The 12578-nt window shown below is 70.3% G+C and carries 14 protein-coding genes; 6 read left to right on the top strand and 8 right to left on the bottom strand.

Annotation, left to right across the window (positions count from 1 at the left end; all coding sequences use genetic code 11):
- Window positions 1-32 precede the first annotated feature (32 nt).
- A complete protein-coding gene (locus ACIQI8_RS20165; RefSeq protein WP_402352121.1) occupies window positions 33-617 on the top strand; it encodes a suppressor of fused domain protein in 585 nt (194 codons plus the stop codon).
- A 30-nt stretch (window positions 618-647) separates the two neighbouring features.
- On the opposite strand, the gene ACIQI8_RS20160 is transcribed toward ACIQI8_RS20165, so the two are convergent.
- The gene (locus ACIQI8_RS20160; RefSeq protein ID WP_402352118.1) at window positions 648-1874 is read right to left on the bottom strand and encodes an MFS transporter; all 1227 of its coding nucleotides are present in this window, start codon (window positions 1872-1874) and stop codon (window positions 648-650) included.
- A 163-nt stretch (window positions 1875-2037) separates the two neighbouring features.
- Here ACIQI8_RS20160 and ACIQI8_RS20155 point away from each other — a divergent pair, with 163 nt between their 5' ends.
- The 3 genes from ACIQI8_RS20155 (at window position 2038) to ACIQI8_RS20145 (ending at window position 4348) form a co-directional block, all read left to right on the top strand.
- A complete protein-coding gene (locus ACIQI8_RS20155) occupies window positions 2038-2679 on the top strand; it encodes a DUF6758 family protein (protein ID WP_402352115.1) in 642 nt (213 codons plus the stop codon).
- 143 nt (window positions 2680-2822) lie between these two features.
- Complete coding sequence (locus ACIQI8_RS20150) at window positions 2823-3680, top strand: PHP domain-containing protein (protein ID WP_402352112.1); 858 nt, start codon at window positions 2823-2825, stop codon at window positions 3678-3680.
- A 62-nt stretch (window positions 3681-3742) separates the two neighbouring features.
- Window positions 3743-4348: a MarC family protein gene (locus ACIQI8_RS20145; RefSeq protein WP_123997909.1), complete on the top strand. Its 606-nt coding sequence runs from the start codon at window positions 3743-3745 to the stop codon at window positions 4346-4348.
- Window positions 4349-4429: 81 nt separating this feature from the next.
- Here ACIQI8_RS20145 and ACIQI8_RS20140 read toward each other — a convergent pair whose 3' ends face one another.
- Window positions 4430-4582 (bottom strand): hypothetical protein, encoded by a 153-nt coding sequence (locus tag ACIQI8_RS20140; protein ID WP_019058373.1) that lies wholly within the window; start codon window positions 4580-4582, stop codon window positions 4430-4432.
- A gap of 197 nt (window positions 4583-4779) precedes the next feature.
- On the opposite strand from ACIQI8_RS20140, the gene ACIQI8_RS20135 reads away from it, so the two are divergent.
- A complete protein-coding gene (locus tag ACIQI8_RS20135; protein WP_402354026.1) occupies window positions 4780-5685 on the top strand; it encodes an NYN domain-containing protein in 906 nt (301 codons plus the stop codon).
- 36 nt (window positions 5686-5721) lie between these two features.
- Here the strand turns inward: ACIQI8_RS20135 and ACIQI8_RS20130 are convergent, their stop codons facing one another.
- Both ACIQI8_RS20130 and ACIQI8_RS20125 read right to left on the bottom strand, forming a co-directional pair.
- Complete coding sequence (locus ACIQI8_RS20130; RefSeq protein WP_402352108.1) at window positions 5722-6612, bottom strand: alpha/beta fold hydrolase; 891 nt, start codon at window positions 6610-6612, stop codon at window positions 5722-5724.
- A gap of 197 nt (window positions 6613-6809) precedes the next feature.
- The gene (locus tag ACIQI8_RS20125; protein WP_402352105.1) at window positions 6810-9248 is read right to left on the bottom strand and encodes a DEAD/DEAH box helicase; all 2439 of its coding nucleotides are present in this window, start codon (window positions 9246-9248) and stop codon (window positions 6810-6812) included.
- Between the two features lie 485 nt (window positions 9249-9733).
- Here ACIQI8_RS20125 and ACIQI8_RS20120 point away from each other — a divergent pair, with 485 nt between their 5' ends.
- Window positions 9734-10513 carry a ferritin-like fold-containing protein gene (locus ACIQI8_RS20120; RefSeq protein WP_402352102.1) on the top strand — a complete coding sequence of 260 codons (780 nt, stop codon included), beginning with the start codon at window positions 9734-9736 and terminating at the stop codon, window positions 10511-10513.
- Between the two features lie 130 nt (window positions 10514-10643).
- Here the strand turns inward: ACIQI8_RS20120 and ACIQI8_RS20115 are convergent, their stop codons facing one another.
- The 4 genes from ACIQI8_RS20115 to ACIQI8_RS20100 form a co-directional block, all read right to left on the bottom strand.
- On the bottom strand, window positions 10644-10913 hold the full coding sequence (locus tag ACIQI8_RS20115; RefSeq protein ID WP_402354023.1) for a hypothetical protein: 270 nt from the start codon (window positions 10911-10913) through the stop codon (window positions 10644-10646).
- Between the two features lie 173 nt (window positions 10914-11086).
- Window positions 11087-11314 carry a DUF3107 domain-containing protein gene (locus tag ACIQI8_RS20110; protein WP_123997903.1) on the bottom strand — a complete coding sequence of 76 codons (228 nt, stop codon included), beginning with the start codon at window positions 11312-11314 and terminating at the stop codon, window positions 11087-11089.
- A 153-nt stretch (window positions 11315-11467) separates the two neighbouring features.
- Complete coding sequence (locus tag ACIQI8_RS20105) at window positions 11468-12112, bottom strand: TetR/AcrR family transcriptional regulator (protein ID WP_123997902.1); 645 nt, start codon at window positions 12110-12112, stop codon at window positions 11468-11470.
- 195 nt (window positions 12113-12307) lie between these two features.
- Window positions 12308-12532 (bottom strand): hypothetical protein, encoded by a 225-nt coding sequence (locus tag ACIQI8_RS20100; RefSeq protein WP_402352098.1) that lies wholly within the window; start codon window positions 12530-12532, stop codon window positions 12308-12310.
- Window positions 12533-12578 lie beyond the last annotated feature (46 nt).

Genomic DNA, 12578 nt, shown 5'->3' with positions numbered 1-12578 from the left:
TGCCCGGTACTGACGAGTTCTATGCTCGCGACATGGTTGATGTTCTTCCTCTGGTCGAGGCCCGGTTGCGCACCGCGCTGGGCGCGCCGGACGCACGCGCGGCGGTCACCTTCCTCGGCACGGACCGCGTCGAGGTGCTGCGTTTCCAGGAGGGCGACGTCGTCCGCTACGCCACGCTCGGGATGTCCGCGCAGCCGATGAGCGACCCCACCGCGATGCTCGCCGACCCGGTCGCGGGACCGCGCGCCGAACTCGTCCTCTCCGTCCGCGCCGGACTCGCCGAGACGGACAAGGTGCTCCGCCCGCTCGCCGTGCTCGCCGCGTCTCCGCAGGTGGAGGGTGTGGTCGTGGCGCCGGGCGCCTCCCTCGACGTGGGGGAGCCGCTGTGGCCGGGTGCCCCGTTCACCTCGGTCCTGGTGGCCGAGCCGGGCGGACTGGTCGAGGACCTCGAACTGGACGCCCCCCTCGACCCGGTCCGTTTCCTGCCGCTGCTCCCGATGACCCCGAACGAGGCGGCCTGGAAACGCGTCCACGGCGCCCAGGCCATCCAGGAGCGCTGGCTGACGAACGGGACGGACCTGCGGGATCCGTCCCGCAGGTCCGTCCCGCTGGAGTGAGCAAGCTCACCGGACGGTGGCCGAAAAGCTTCAGTCGGCAAAGACGGTGACACTGTCCTCGACGGCGTGCCGCGTCTCCAGCTCCTCGGCTTCGTGCGTGAGCGCCTTGCGCCGTACGACGACCACGACCGCGCCCAGCAGAGCGGTGACCGCCGCGACCACGAACGGGATGTGGATGTCGCTCCACTCCTCGATCTTCGGCGCGAAGAACGGCGCCGCCGCTGCGGCGAACCACCGTACGAAGTTGTAGCCCGCGCTCGCCACCGGGCGCGGCGCGTCCGACACACCGAGCGCCAGCTCCGTGTAGACGGTGTTGTTCACGCCGATGAAGGCACCGGACAGGATCGTGCAGACGATCGCGGTGGTGTGGTCGCCGTAGCCGAGGATCAGGACGTCCGCCGCGAGCAGCACCAGCGAGCCGCCCAGCACCTTCAGCGAACCGAACCGCTCCTGCAGCCTCGGCGCCGCGAACACGGAGAAGACGGCGAGCAGGACGCCCCAGGCGAAGAACACGGCACCCGACTTGTACGGGGTCATGTCCAGCACGAACGGGGTGAAGGCCAGCACGGTGAAGAACGTGTAGTTGTAGAAGAAGGACGAGGCCGCCGCGGAGGCGAGGCCGCCGTGGCCGAGCGCCTTGATCGGGTCGAGCAGTGAGGTCTTCGTCGCCGGCTTCGGCTGCTCCTTGAGGAACACCGTGATGCACAGGAAGCCGATCGCCATCAGGAACGCGGTGCCGAAGAAGGGGTAGCGCCAGCTCGCGTCGCCGAGCAGCGCGCCCACCAGCGGGCCGCACGCCATGCCGAGGCCGAGCGCGGACTCGTACAGCAGGATCGCCGCGGAGCTGCCGCCCGCCGCCGCGCCGACGATGACCGCGAGGGCCGTCGAGACGAAGAGCGCGTTGCCGAGGCCCCAGCCCGCGCGGAAGCCGACGAGTTCGGCGACCGAGTTCGAGGTGCCCGCGAGACCGGCGAAGACGACCACAAGGGCGAGGCCCAGCAGCAGGGTCTTGCGACCGCCGATCCGGCTGGAGACGAAGCCGGTGACCAGCATCGCGACGGCCGTGATCAGGAAGTACGAGGTGAAGAGCAGGGAGACCTGACTGGCCGTGGCGTCCAGGCCCTTGGCGATGGACGGCAGGATCGGGTCGACGAGTCCGATGCCCATGAAGGCGACGACGGACGCGCCGGCCGTCGCCCACACGGACTTGGGCTGTCGCAGGATGCCGGTCGCTCCCGCGTCGAAGGGGTCGTCCATGCTTCTTCACGCCTCTCTCGGTCGATGGTAGTTGGTATATACACATACTAAGTTAGAGAGGCTAATTAATGCAAGCTACAGCTAGTTGTGCCCGGTGAAGGGTTCAGTCCGGACGGGTGATCGTCCTTGACGTGCGCGAGCGAGGGTAGGACCGTGGGGCCCTATGAGGGGCGAACCCAGTTGCCCGAAGTGTGGTGGCCGGGTCAGGGCTCCCGGACTCTTCGCCGATTCCTGGCAGTGCGATGTGCACGGGACCGTGCATCCGCTGCAGCCCGTGATCCCGCCCAGCGTCGAGGCCCTCGAAGTCGTCGTGCATCGCACGCAGGTACCGGTGTGGATGCCGTGGCCGCTGCCGGTCGGCTGGCTGTTCACGGGCGTGGCGTGCGCGGGCGACGACCGCAGCGGGGGCCGTGCGACGGCCGTGGCGTGTTCCGGGCCGGGTCCGCTCGGTGGCATCGGAGAGCTCATCCTCGTGGCGGAGGAACTCGGTGTCGGCCTCGGCGCGCGCTACGCGGGGATCGACGGGCCGGACCCCGGGCCGTACATGAACGTGGAGAAGCCGCCCCAGGCGAAGGTGCTTGCGGCTGGCCGCCCTACGCCGTTGTGGCATGTCCCCGGCGGCCCCGATGACCGGGCCGTTTTCGCGGGAGAGGCGCTCGGGCTGTGGCTCTGGGCCGTGGTGTGGCCTGAGCAGTCGGGACTGCTGATGTACGACGAGCTGGTGCTCACGGACTTGCGGGACGCGGGGGCCGAAGTCGAGCTGGTGCCCTGTGGGGCGTTGGCGCCGCGCTTGCTTCAGCCGTAGCGCCTACTGACGTGGGGGTTCTCTCGTCGGGCGGCTGCGGGTTGGTTGTGGCTGGCCGCGCAGTTCCTCGCGCCCCTGAGTGGGTCGGTGTAGCCGTTACTCTTGGGCGGTCCCCTTTTTCCGTCACCGGCTGGAGTCGCGTAGTGCGTATCGATCTGCACGCCCACTCCACCGCTTCCGACGGTACGGACACCCCCGCTGAGCTGGTGCGCAATGCTGCCGCTGCCGGGCTTGACGTGGTCGCGCTGACCGATCACGACACCACCCGTGGATACGCCGAGGCGATCGCCGCGCTGCCCGAGGGGCTCACGCTCGTCACCGGGGCCGAGCTGTCCTGTCGTATCGACGGGGTGTCCATGCACATGCTGGCGTACCTCTTCGATCCGGAGGAGCCGGCGCTGCTCGCCGAGCGGGAGTTGGTACGGGACGACCGGGTGCCGCGGGCCCGGGCGATGGTGGCGCGGCTGCAGGACGCCGGAACGCCGGTGACCTGGGAGCAGGTGGCGCGGATCGCCGGGGACGGGTCGGTCGGGCGGCCGCATGTCGCGACCGCTCTGGTCGAACTGGGCGTGGTGAAGACGGTGGACGAGGCGTTCACGCGGCAGTGGCTCGCCGACGGCGGCCGGGCCTACGTACCCAAGCACGAGACCGACCCCTTCGAGGCGATCCGGCTGGTCAAGGCCGCCGGCGGCGTCACCGTGTTCGCGCATCCGGGCGCCAGCAAGCGCGGTCGTACCGTGCCGGAGTCCTCGATCGCCGAGTTGGCCGCCGCCGGGCTCGACGGCATCGAGGTCGACCACATGGACCACGACCTGGAGACGCGGGCGCGGCTGCGGGGGCTCGCCAAGGAACTCGGGCTGCTCACCACCGGCTCCAGCGACTACCACGGCAGCCGCAAGACGTGCGTGCTCGGCGAGTACGTCACGGATCCCGAGGTCTACGGGGAGATCACGCGCCGGGCGACGGGCGCGTTCCCGGTGCCGGGGGCCGGCGGGGCCTGACACCCACGCCCGGTCGACCGCTTCCCCCTTTCCCGTTTCTCTCGCAAGGCCTGTGCTCACCCATGTTCGATGTCGCCGTCTTCGGCTCCCTCTTTTTGACCCTGTTCGTCATCATGGATCCCCCTGGGATCACCCCGATCTTCCTCGCCCTGACCGCCGGCCGGCCCGGCAAGGTGCAGAAGCGGATGGCCTTCCAGGCGGTCTGCGTCGCCGGTGGCGTGATCACCGTCTTCGGGCTGCTAGGGCACCAGATCCTCGACTATCTGCACGTCTCCGTGCCCGCGCTGATGATCGCGGGCGGGTTGCTGCTCCTCCTGATCGCCCTCGATCTGCTCACCGGCAAGACCGACGAGCCGAAGCAGACCAAGGACGTCAACGTGGCGCTGGTCCCGCTGGGCATGCCGTTGCTGGCCGGCCCCGGCGCGATCGTGTCCGTCATCCTGGCCGTGCAGAAGGCCGACGGTGTCGCCTCTCAGGTGTCGGTGTGGGCGGCGATCCTCGCGATCCACGTCGTGCTGTGGGTGGTGATGCGGTACTCGCTGCTGATCATCCGGGTCATCAAGGACGGCGGCGTGGTGCTCGTGACGCGGCTCGCCGGGATGATGCTCTCCGCGATCGCCGTGCAGCAGATCATCAACGGGATCACGCAGGTGATCAAGGGCGCCTGAATCGTCCGTTCGTATACACAGAGCCCCGTACGGCGTGCGCCGTACGGGGCTCTGAAGTGTGTTGAGGAGTCCGCGTAAGTGTTACGAGGCCTTGGTCTCGGCGGGGCGGATCCACAGACGCTGCCCTATGGCGGCGGCCTGTTGCACGATCCGGTTGACGGAGGCGGCGTCCACGACGGTGCTGTCCACGGTGGTGCCGTCGACCTCGTCGAGACGCATGATTTCGAAGCGCATGGCTTCTCCCTTCGTCTGGTCATCCTCCTGAGGAGAACTACTTGGGTACTGATGTAGTCAACGGGGTGCGTGTTACAAACATTCCCTACGCTAAGGAAATTTTTCGAACGGCTAATTACTGACCGGTAAGGGACTCCCAAGGTGCACACAGGAGACTGACCGGGACCGGTTGTGTTCGCAGCGTGACCGCCGAGACAATGGAGGCAATGAGAGACGACGACCTGACGGCGCTCGGCGCCCGTATCGACCGCACGAACGAGCTGCTGAGACGCATGCTCGCCGAGGTGGCGAAGACGCCCTCGACCCATGCGATCTTCGTCGACGCGGGCTACCTGTACGCCGCCGCGGGACGTCTCGTCGCCGGCACCGAGGACCGCCGCTCCTTCGACCTCGACTCCGAGGGCCTGATCGAGGCGCTCATCGACAAGGCACGCACGATCTTCGCGGACAGCAGGCTGCTGCGGGTCTACTGGTACGACGGCGCCCGGCGCCGCATCCACACCGCCGAGCAGCAGTCCATCGCCGAACTCCCGGACGTGAAGGTCCGGTTGGGCAACCTGAACGCCAACAACCAGCAGAAGGGCGTCGATTCGCTCATCCGTACCGACCTCGAATCCCTCGCCCGGCACCGCGCCATCAGCGACGCGGCCCTGCTCGGCGGCGACGAGGACCTGGTGTCGGCGGTCGAGGCGGCGCAGGGGTACGGCGCCCGGGTCCACCTGTGGGGCATCGAGGCCCCCGAGGGCCGCAACCAGGCGGAGCCGCTGCTCTGGGAGGTCGACAGCCAACGCACCTTCGACCTCGACTTCTTCAAGCCGTACGTCGCCCGCCGCACCGCCCCCGCCTACGAGACCACGGCGACCCGGCCCACCCGCGAGGACGTCCGCTTCGTCGGCGCGCAGATCGCGGCGAAATGGCTGGCCGCGCGGGGCCGGGAGGCGTTGGTGGAACTGCTGCCGGGCCACCCCTACCTGCCGGGCTCGGTCGACCAGGACCTGCTGGTCGAGGCGGAGGGCCTTCTCCAGTACTCCCTGCGCGGACAGGCGGATCTGCGGCGGGCGCTGCGGGACGGGTTCTGGGAGCACCTGCAGACGCAGTACTAGCGGTGAGTGGCACAGCGGTGAGTGGCACGATCGGTGCTAGCGGCTCTGGTGGACGCCGTCCCAGAAGTCCGCGAAGGCGCGGGCCGTCTCCGCCGGGTTGTCGGTGTTGGGGGAGTGCTCGGCGCCCTGGACGACGGTCCGATGGGCGCGCAGCCGCAGGGCCATGTCATCGAGCAGCGTCACCGGCCAGGTGTCGTCACGCGCACCCGACAGGACGTGGAACGGCAGCGGTACGGCGGCCAGTTCGGCCACGCGGTCCGGCTCGACGCACAACTGGCGTCCCGTGGAGATGAGTTGGGCGGGCTTGTTGCCCAAGAAGCGTCGCCGCAGGTCTTCCTGGTCCCCGAGACCGTCGTCCAGTTCACCCGCGTCCGTCTCCTCCGGCGGCTGCGGCTCCATGGCCTGGATGGCCTCCCACACCTCGGCCAGGGTCATCACGGCCAGCGCGTCCCGCAACAGCTTCACGCGCTGCTGCTGCGAGGAGGAGATCTGGGCCGGACCGGAGGCCATGAGGGTCAGGGACCGGAAGGGCGAATGGTCCAGGAGAACGGCGGCACGGGCGATCTGGCCGCCGAGGGAGTGCCCGACCAGATGCACGGGACCGGCGTCCACGGCAGCCACCTGGGCGAGCACGTCCCGCGCCAACTCCTCCTGCGCGTAAGCCGATTCGTCGTCCACCGGCCCGTCGGACTCGTACTGTCCGCGCCCGTCCACGGCGACCGTCCGGTACCCGCGCGCCGCGAGCCGCTCGTGCAGCGGATTGAAGTCCTCCTTGCTGCCGGTGAACCCGGGCAACATCAACGCCACGCCTCGCGGCTCGACACCGGCGGCCACGGCTGCGTCGACGACGGCGAACTCTCCGCGCGCGGTACGCAACGAGTACGCGCGGGCGCCGGGGGGCGGGGTGAAGGACGGAGGCCTGCTCATGGGGCGAGGCTATCTGGCGGCTGTGACGGGGAGCGTGTCGGGCCGGTTCACGGGGGTGTCCGGGAGGGGGACCGAGGAGGGTGCGGATCGGGGCGAGCGGGGACCAGGGGCGGCGCGCATTTCGCCGAGGGCGTGGGCGGAAACGCCGACGGCCCGGCCCACAGGACGTGGGACGGGCCGTCGGTGAGAGTGCGCGGTCAGCTTTCCGCGGGCTCCGTGGCCGTGGCGGTCGCCTTGCGCGTACGCCGTACCGTCTTGGGCTTCGCCTCGGTCGCCTCCGGGACGGCCTCGGCGGTCGCCGCCGCCTTCCGGGTGCGGCGCGGCTTGGTCGCCGGCTCCTCCACGGCCTGCGCCGGGATGTCGGCGGTGACGGTCGCGGCGGTCTTGCGGGTGCGGCGAGCCGCGGGCTTGGTCTCCGTGCCCTGCGCCGTGTCCACGGCGGTTTCGGCAGCGGCGGCCACCTTGCGGGTACGGCGCGGCTTGACCTCGGCCGGTGCCTCGGTGACCTCGGCGGTCTCCGGGGCGGCGGTCGCGGCCTTGCGGGTGCGGCGGACCGTGGGCTTGGTCTCCGTGGCCTCGACCGTGTCCACGACGGCCTCGGCGGTCGCCGCGGCCTTCCGGGTACGGCGCGGCTTGGCCTCGGTGACCTCGGCGACCGCTTCCACGGGCTCGGCGACCTTGCGGGTGCGGCGAGCCCTCGGCTTGGTCTCCACCGCTTCCGCCGTGTCCACGGCAGTCTCCGCGGCAGCGGCGGCCTTGCGGGTGCGGCGCGGCTTGGCCTCGGTCGGCTCGGTGACGTCGGCGACCGCTTCCACAGGCTCGGCGACCTTGCGGGTGCGGCGAGCCCTCGGCTTGGTCTCCACCGCTTCCGCCGTGTCCACGGCAGTCTCCGCGGCGGCCGTCGCCTTGCGCGTACGGCGACGCGGGGCGGCGGGAGCCTCCGGCTCGGTCACGGAGACCGGGGTCTCCACGATGACCGGAGCTTCCACGACAGCCGGAGCAGCCACTGCGACAGCGGGCTGCGCGGCGTCGACCTGCGTCTCCGCGGACCGCCGGGTCCGGCGGCGGCGCGACTTCGACGCGGTCTCGGGGGCGTCCAGGGCGGGGCCCTCCGCCGTGGTGACCGCGGCCTCGGCGGCCTCGGTCGATACGGTCACGGCAGCCGTCACCGGCTCCGACGCACCGTTACGGGTGCGGCGCCGGCGGCGCGGGGTCCGCGTGCCGGTGGCCTCCTCGGCCTCGGGCACGGCGGTCACCGGGGCGGTGGCAGCGGCCGCGCCGTCCAGCGGGGTTCCGTTGCGCGTCCGACGGCGGCTGCGCGGCGTGCGCGCGGGCCGCTCGCGGTCGCCGGAGCGGGATTCGTTCCGGTCGCCACGGTCGTTGCGGTCACCCCGGTTGTCCCGGTCGCCTCGTCCGCCGCGGCCACGCGGGCCGCCACGGCCGCCCGTCTCGCCGAGGTCCTCGAGCACCTCCGCCTCAAGCCCGGCGCGGGTGCGCTCGGCCCGGGGCAGGACACCCTTGGTGCCCACGGGGATGCTCAGTTCCTCGAAGAGGTGCGGGGACGTGGAGTACGTCTCCGGCGGGTCGTTGAAACCGAGGTCCAGCGCCTTGTTGATGAGCTGCCAGCGCGGGATGTCGTCCCAGTCGACGAGGGTGATCGCGATGCCCTTGGCACCCGCGCGGCCGGTACGGCCGATGCGGTGCAGGTACGTCTTCTCGTCCTCGGGGGACTGGTAGTTGATGACGTGCGTCACGCCCTCGACGTCGATGCCGCGGGCGGCGACGTCGGTGCAGACGAGCACGTCCACCTTGCCGTTGCGGAAGGCGCGCAGCGCCTGCTCGCGGGCGCCCTGGCCGAGGTCGCCGTGGACCGCGCCGGCGGCGAAACCGCGCTGCTTGAGCTGGTCGGCGAGGTCGGCCGCGGTGCGCTTGGTACGGCAGAAGACCATGACCAGGCCCCGGCCGTCGGCCTGCAGGATGCGCGAGACCAGCTCGGGCTTGTCCATGTTGTGCGCGCGGTAGATGTACTGCGCGGTGTTCGCGACCGTCGCGCCCGCGTCGTCCGGCGCGGTGGCGCGGATGTGCGTGGGCTGCGACATGTAGCGGCGGGCCAGGCCGATGACCGCGCCCGGCATGGTCGCCGAGAACAGCATGGTCTGACGCTTGGCCGGCAGGAAGTTGATGATCTTCTCGACGTCGGGCAGGAAGCCCAGGTCGAGCATCTCGTCGGCCTCGTCGAGGACGAGCGCCTTGATGTGCTTGAGGTTGAGCTTCTTCTGGCCCGCGAGGTCCAGCAGTCGGCCCGGGGTGCCGACGATGACGTCGGTGCCCTTCTTGAGGGCCTCGACCTGGGGCTCGTAGGCCCGGCCGCCGTAGATCGCGGTCACGCGTACGTTGCGGACCTTGCCCGCGGTCAGCAGGTCGTTGGTGACCTGCGTGCAGAGCTCGCGCGTGGGGACGACGACGAGCGCCTGCGGGGCGTCGGTGAGGGCCTCGGGCTTGGCGCGGCCGGCCTCTACGTCGGCCGGGACGGTGACGCGCTCGAGGAGCGGGAGGCCGAAGCCCAGCGTCTTGCCGGTGCCGGTCTTGGCCTGGCCGATGACGTCCGTGCCCGAGAGGGCTACGGGGAGGGTCATCTCCTGGATGGGAAAGGGCGTGATGATGCCGACGGCTTCAAGCGCCTCGGCGGTCTCGGGAAGGATTCCGAGATCTCTGAACGTCGTAGTCAGGGTTTTGCCTCTTCTGTGTGCGCGGCGCGAGGCGAGCGAAGGGGTCGTTGACGGACCGTGCCGGGGACGTCGGCTGCCTTACGGACATCGGGCCGTAGGGCACGGGACCTCTGCCGACGCTCTAGCGCTCGTACCGCTGAGGGTTCCCTCCGTACTCCGTACGCAGAGTGCGTACGGCCCAGAGGGCTGTCGGGTCGGAGCCGATCGGGCCACCGACCGGGCATCCTCAAACGTGCGGCCGCACGAGGTACGTCGTCGTTACGGACGTGCGTACTCAGCAGGCGCATTACCACCATACCCCGGAAACGTGCACACGCGATGGCCGAATTGGTCACGTAGTCGTCGTCACACTGATTGACCAGGGACTTCCGCCTCGCGGCGAGCGGGCTATTGTGCGCTTCATGACGACCTCTGACAAGCCTGACAACGCCTCCGACGCGACCGGAGAGGCGACCGTCGACGCCCCCGTCGCGCACACCGGGGTCGCCGCCCAGGACTGGGCGACGGCCGCCGCCGACCCGCAGTACCGTGCCGCGGTCGTCGACCTGCTCGGCGCGCTGGCGTACGGGGAACTCGCCGCGTTCGAGCGGCTCGCGGAGGACGCCAAGCTGGCGCCGACGCTGGCGGACAAGGCGGAGCTGGCGAAGATGGCGTCGGCCGAGTTCCACCACTTCGAGAGGCTGCGGGACCGGCTCACGGAGATCGGCGAGGAGCCCACGCACGCGATGCAGCCGTTCGTCGCCGCGCTGGACGGTTTCCACCGGCAGACGGCGCCCTCGGACTGGCTGGAAGGGCTCGTCAAGGCGTACGTCGGTGACTCCATCGCGTCCGACTTCTACCGCGAGGTCGCCGCGCGGCTCGACACGGATTCGCGGGAACTGGTGCTGGCGGTCCTCGACGACACCGGGCATGCGGGGTTCGCGGTGGAGAAGGTGCGGGCCGCGATCGACGCGGAGCCTCGCGTGGGCGGGCGGCTCGCGTTGTGGGCTCGGCGGTTGATGGGGGAGGCGTTGTCGCAGTCCCAGCGGGTTGTCGCTGACAGGGACGCGTTGTCGACGATGCTGGTCGGTGGGGTTGCCGATGGGTTCGATCTTGCTGAGGTGGGGCGGATGTTCTCGCGGATCACTGAGGCGCACACGAAGCGGATGGCTGCGCTTGGGTTGGCGGCGTAGCGCTCTGTGGGGGGTGGTTGCGGGGGGATCTGCGGCTGCCGGCCGGTGGGGGCTGGTCGCGCAGTTCCCCGCGCCCCTAAGTACCTCACACCTAGGGCGACTTGAAGTGCCGCCCGCTACCCCTACCGCCTTACGCCGGGGCTGAGCGCCTGCGGAGTCCGCGGCTCGGGCGTAGCAGCAAGGAGAGGGAGGCGGCGGAGATGACGGCCGCGCCCAGGAGGATCACGAAGAGGTTGCCCGGGTCGAGGGCGCTGTGGGTGATGAAGGCGCCGAACAGGGCGCCGGCGACGCCGGTGGCCAGGACCAGGGAACGGGCCGGCAGACGGTGTGCCAGCCGATGGGATGTCAGGGCCGCCAGCACCAGACCGAGAACGGCTGCGGCGAGCGCTTCCAACAACATCACGAGGGGTCCCTCCCACCTGGCCTGCCTGCGCATCACGGTCGTACCCCGTCATACCCGTGACCTGCGGAATGCAATCCTCCTCTGTGAGTGAGTTGTGCTCCGTTCGTGGCGGAGAACGGCAGAGGGGCCCGGCGACGAAACGTCGCCGGGCCCCTCTGCTTCGCGTGTGCCTAGAGCGCGCCGAAGCCCACCTTGCGCGGGGCCGCCTCACCCAACTCGACGTAGGCGAGTCGCTCGGCCGGGACGAGGACCTTGCGGCCGTGTTCGTCCACGAGGGTCAGCAGCTGCGACTTCCCGGCAAGTGCCTCGGCCACGATCCGCTCGACCTCCTCGGCACTCTGACCGCTCTCCAGAACGATCTCGCGGGGCGCGTGCTGCACGCCGATCTTGACCTCCACGGCTATGTCCCTCCGACGGTCAGTGAAGTGCGCGACCTGTCCGCGCCCTACCCAGCACACATTAGCCCGGTGAGGGGACGTACACGGTCCGCGCCCCAACGCCAGGAGCGAACAACGGACGGGAACAAACGGCCGCCCGGGGCCGCGGTGGCGTCAGTGGTGCTGGTCGGTGCCGTGCAGCGGGAAGCCCGCGATACCGCGCCAGGCCAGCGAGGTCAGCAGCTGCACCGCCTGGTCGCGCGGGACGCTGCGGTCGCTGTGCAGCCAGGAGCGGGCCACCACCTGGGCGAGGCCGCCGAGCCCGGAGGCCAGCAGCATCGACTCCGCCTGGGAGAGACCGGTGTCCTCGGCGATGACCTCGCAGATCGCCTCGGCGCACTCGTTCGTGACCTTGTCCACGCGCTCGCGCACGGCGGGCTCATTGGTCAGGTCCGACTCGAAGACCAGCCGGAAGGCGCCGCCGTCGTCCTCGACGTACGCGAAATAGGCGTCCATCGTCGCGCGGACACGCTGCTTGTTGTCGGTCGTCGACGCGAGCGCCACGCGCACCGACTGGATCAGCGACTCGCAGTGCTGGTCGAGAAGTGCCAGGTAGAGGTCGAGCTTGCCGGGGAAGTGCTGGTAGAGCACCGGCTTGCTGACGCCCGCCCGCTCGGCGATGTCGTCCATCGCCGCCGCGTGGTAGCCCTGCGCCACGAACACTTCCTGCGCGGCGCCCAGCAGCTGGTTCCGTCGGGCACGGCGCGGCAGCCGCGTACCCCTCGGGCGCGCGGCCTCTGTCTGCTCGATGGCTGTCACGCCGCCTCCCAAAGTCGTCCTCTTGCGGTGAGCGCCGCGTCGCCATCGTACTTTTCGGTAACCCTGGTGTGCGCGGTGCGAGCGCAGAATTTCACGGACCGGACCGTGGTGATACCCGAAAAGGCGGTTTCGGACCTCTTCGGTGTGGGCAGAAAGCCTCTTCCGCCCGGTCAGGGGCCGTCGGCCTCGTGGTCGTCAGCGGTAGTCGTCCTCGTCGAGCGAGACGACCCGGCGCTGTTCGATCAGGTCCGCCTCGGACGCCCGGGCCTGGTCGACGTCCTCCAGCGGCTCGTCGCGGTCCGGCACGACATCGGCGGACTGCTCCGCCGCGTCCGCCTCCGGTGCCTCCACGTCGATCTCCGTCGCTTCCTCGGCGCGCTCGTCCTCGAATGTCTCGGGATCGGTGGGGTCGATGGCCATGATGGGCTCCCTTCCTACGAATGTCCCTGGAAGAAGCAGGGTCTAC

Origin of the sequence: Streptomyces sp. NPDC092369 (genome assembly GCF_044755245.1) — a bacterium.
Taxonomy (GTDB): Bacteria; Actinomycetota; Actinomycetes; order Streptomycetales; family Streptomycetaceae; genus Streptomyces.
Note: the sequence above shows the minus strand (reverse complement) of the source record. Positions and strands in the feature narration are given on the sequence as shown.

Excerpts from the sequence above, each read along its gene's own strand:
- ACIQI8_RS20165 (WP_402352121.1), top strand. The coding sequence starts at position 33 with ATGGTTGATGTTCTTCCTCTGGTCGAGGCCCGGTTGCGCACCGCGCTG.
- ACIQI8_RS20160 (WP_402352118.1), bottom strand. The coding sequence starts at position 1,874 with ATGGACGACCCCTTCGACGCGGGAGCGACCGGCATCCTGCGACAGCCC.
- ACIQI8_RS20155 (WP_402352115.1), top strand. The coding sequence starts at position 2,038 with ATGAGGGGCGAACCCAGTTGCCCGAAGTGTGGTGGCCGGGTCAGGGCT.
- ACIQI8_RS20145 (WP_123997909.1), top strand. The coding sequence starts at position 3,743 with ATGTTCGATGTCGCCGTCTTCGGCTCCCTCTTTTTGACCCTGTTCGTC.
- ACIQI8_RS20140 (WP_019058373.1), bottom strand. The coding sequence starts at position 4,582 with ATGCGCTTCGAAATCATGCGTCTCGACGAGGTCGACGGCACCACCGTG.
- ACIQI8_RS20135 (WP_402354026.1), top strand. The coding sequence starts at position 4,780 with ATGGAGGCAATGAGAGACGACGACCTGACGGCGCTCGGCGCCCGTATC.
- ACIQI8_RS20130 (WP_402352108.1), bottom strand. The coding sequence starts at position 6,612 with ATGAGCAGGCCTCCGTCCTTCACCCCGCCCCCCGGCGCCCGCGCGTAC.
- ACIQI8_RS20125 (WP_402352105.1), bottom strand. The coding sequence starts at position 9,248 with ATGACCCTCCCCGTAGCCCTCTCGGGCACGGACGTCATCGGCCAGGCC.
- ACIQI8_RS20115 (WP_402354023.1), bottom strand. The coding sequence starts at position 10,913 with ATGTTGTTGGAAGCGCTCGCCGCAGCCGTTCTCGGTCTGGTGCTGGCG.
- ACIQI8_RS20100 (WP_402352098.1), bottom strand. The coding sequence starts at position 12,532 with ATGGCCATCGACCCCACCGATCCCGAGACATTCGAGGACGAGCGCGCC.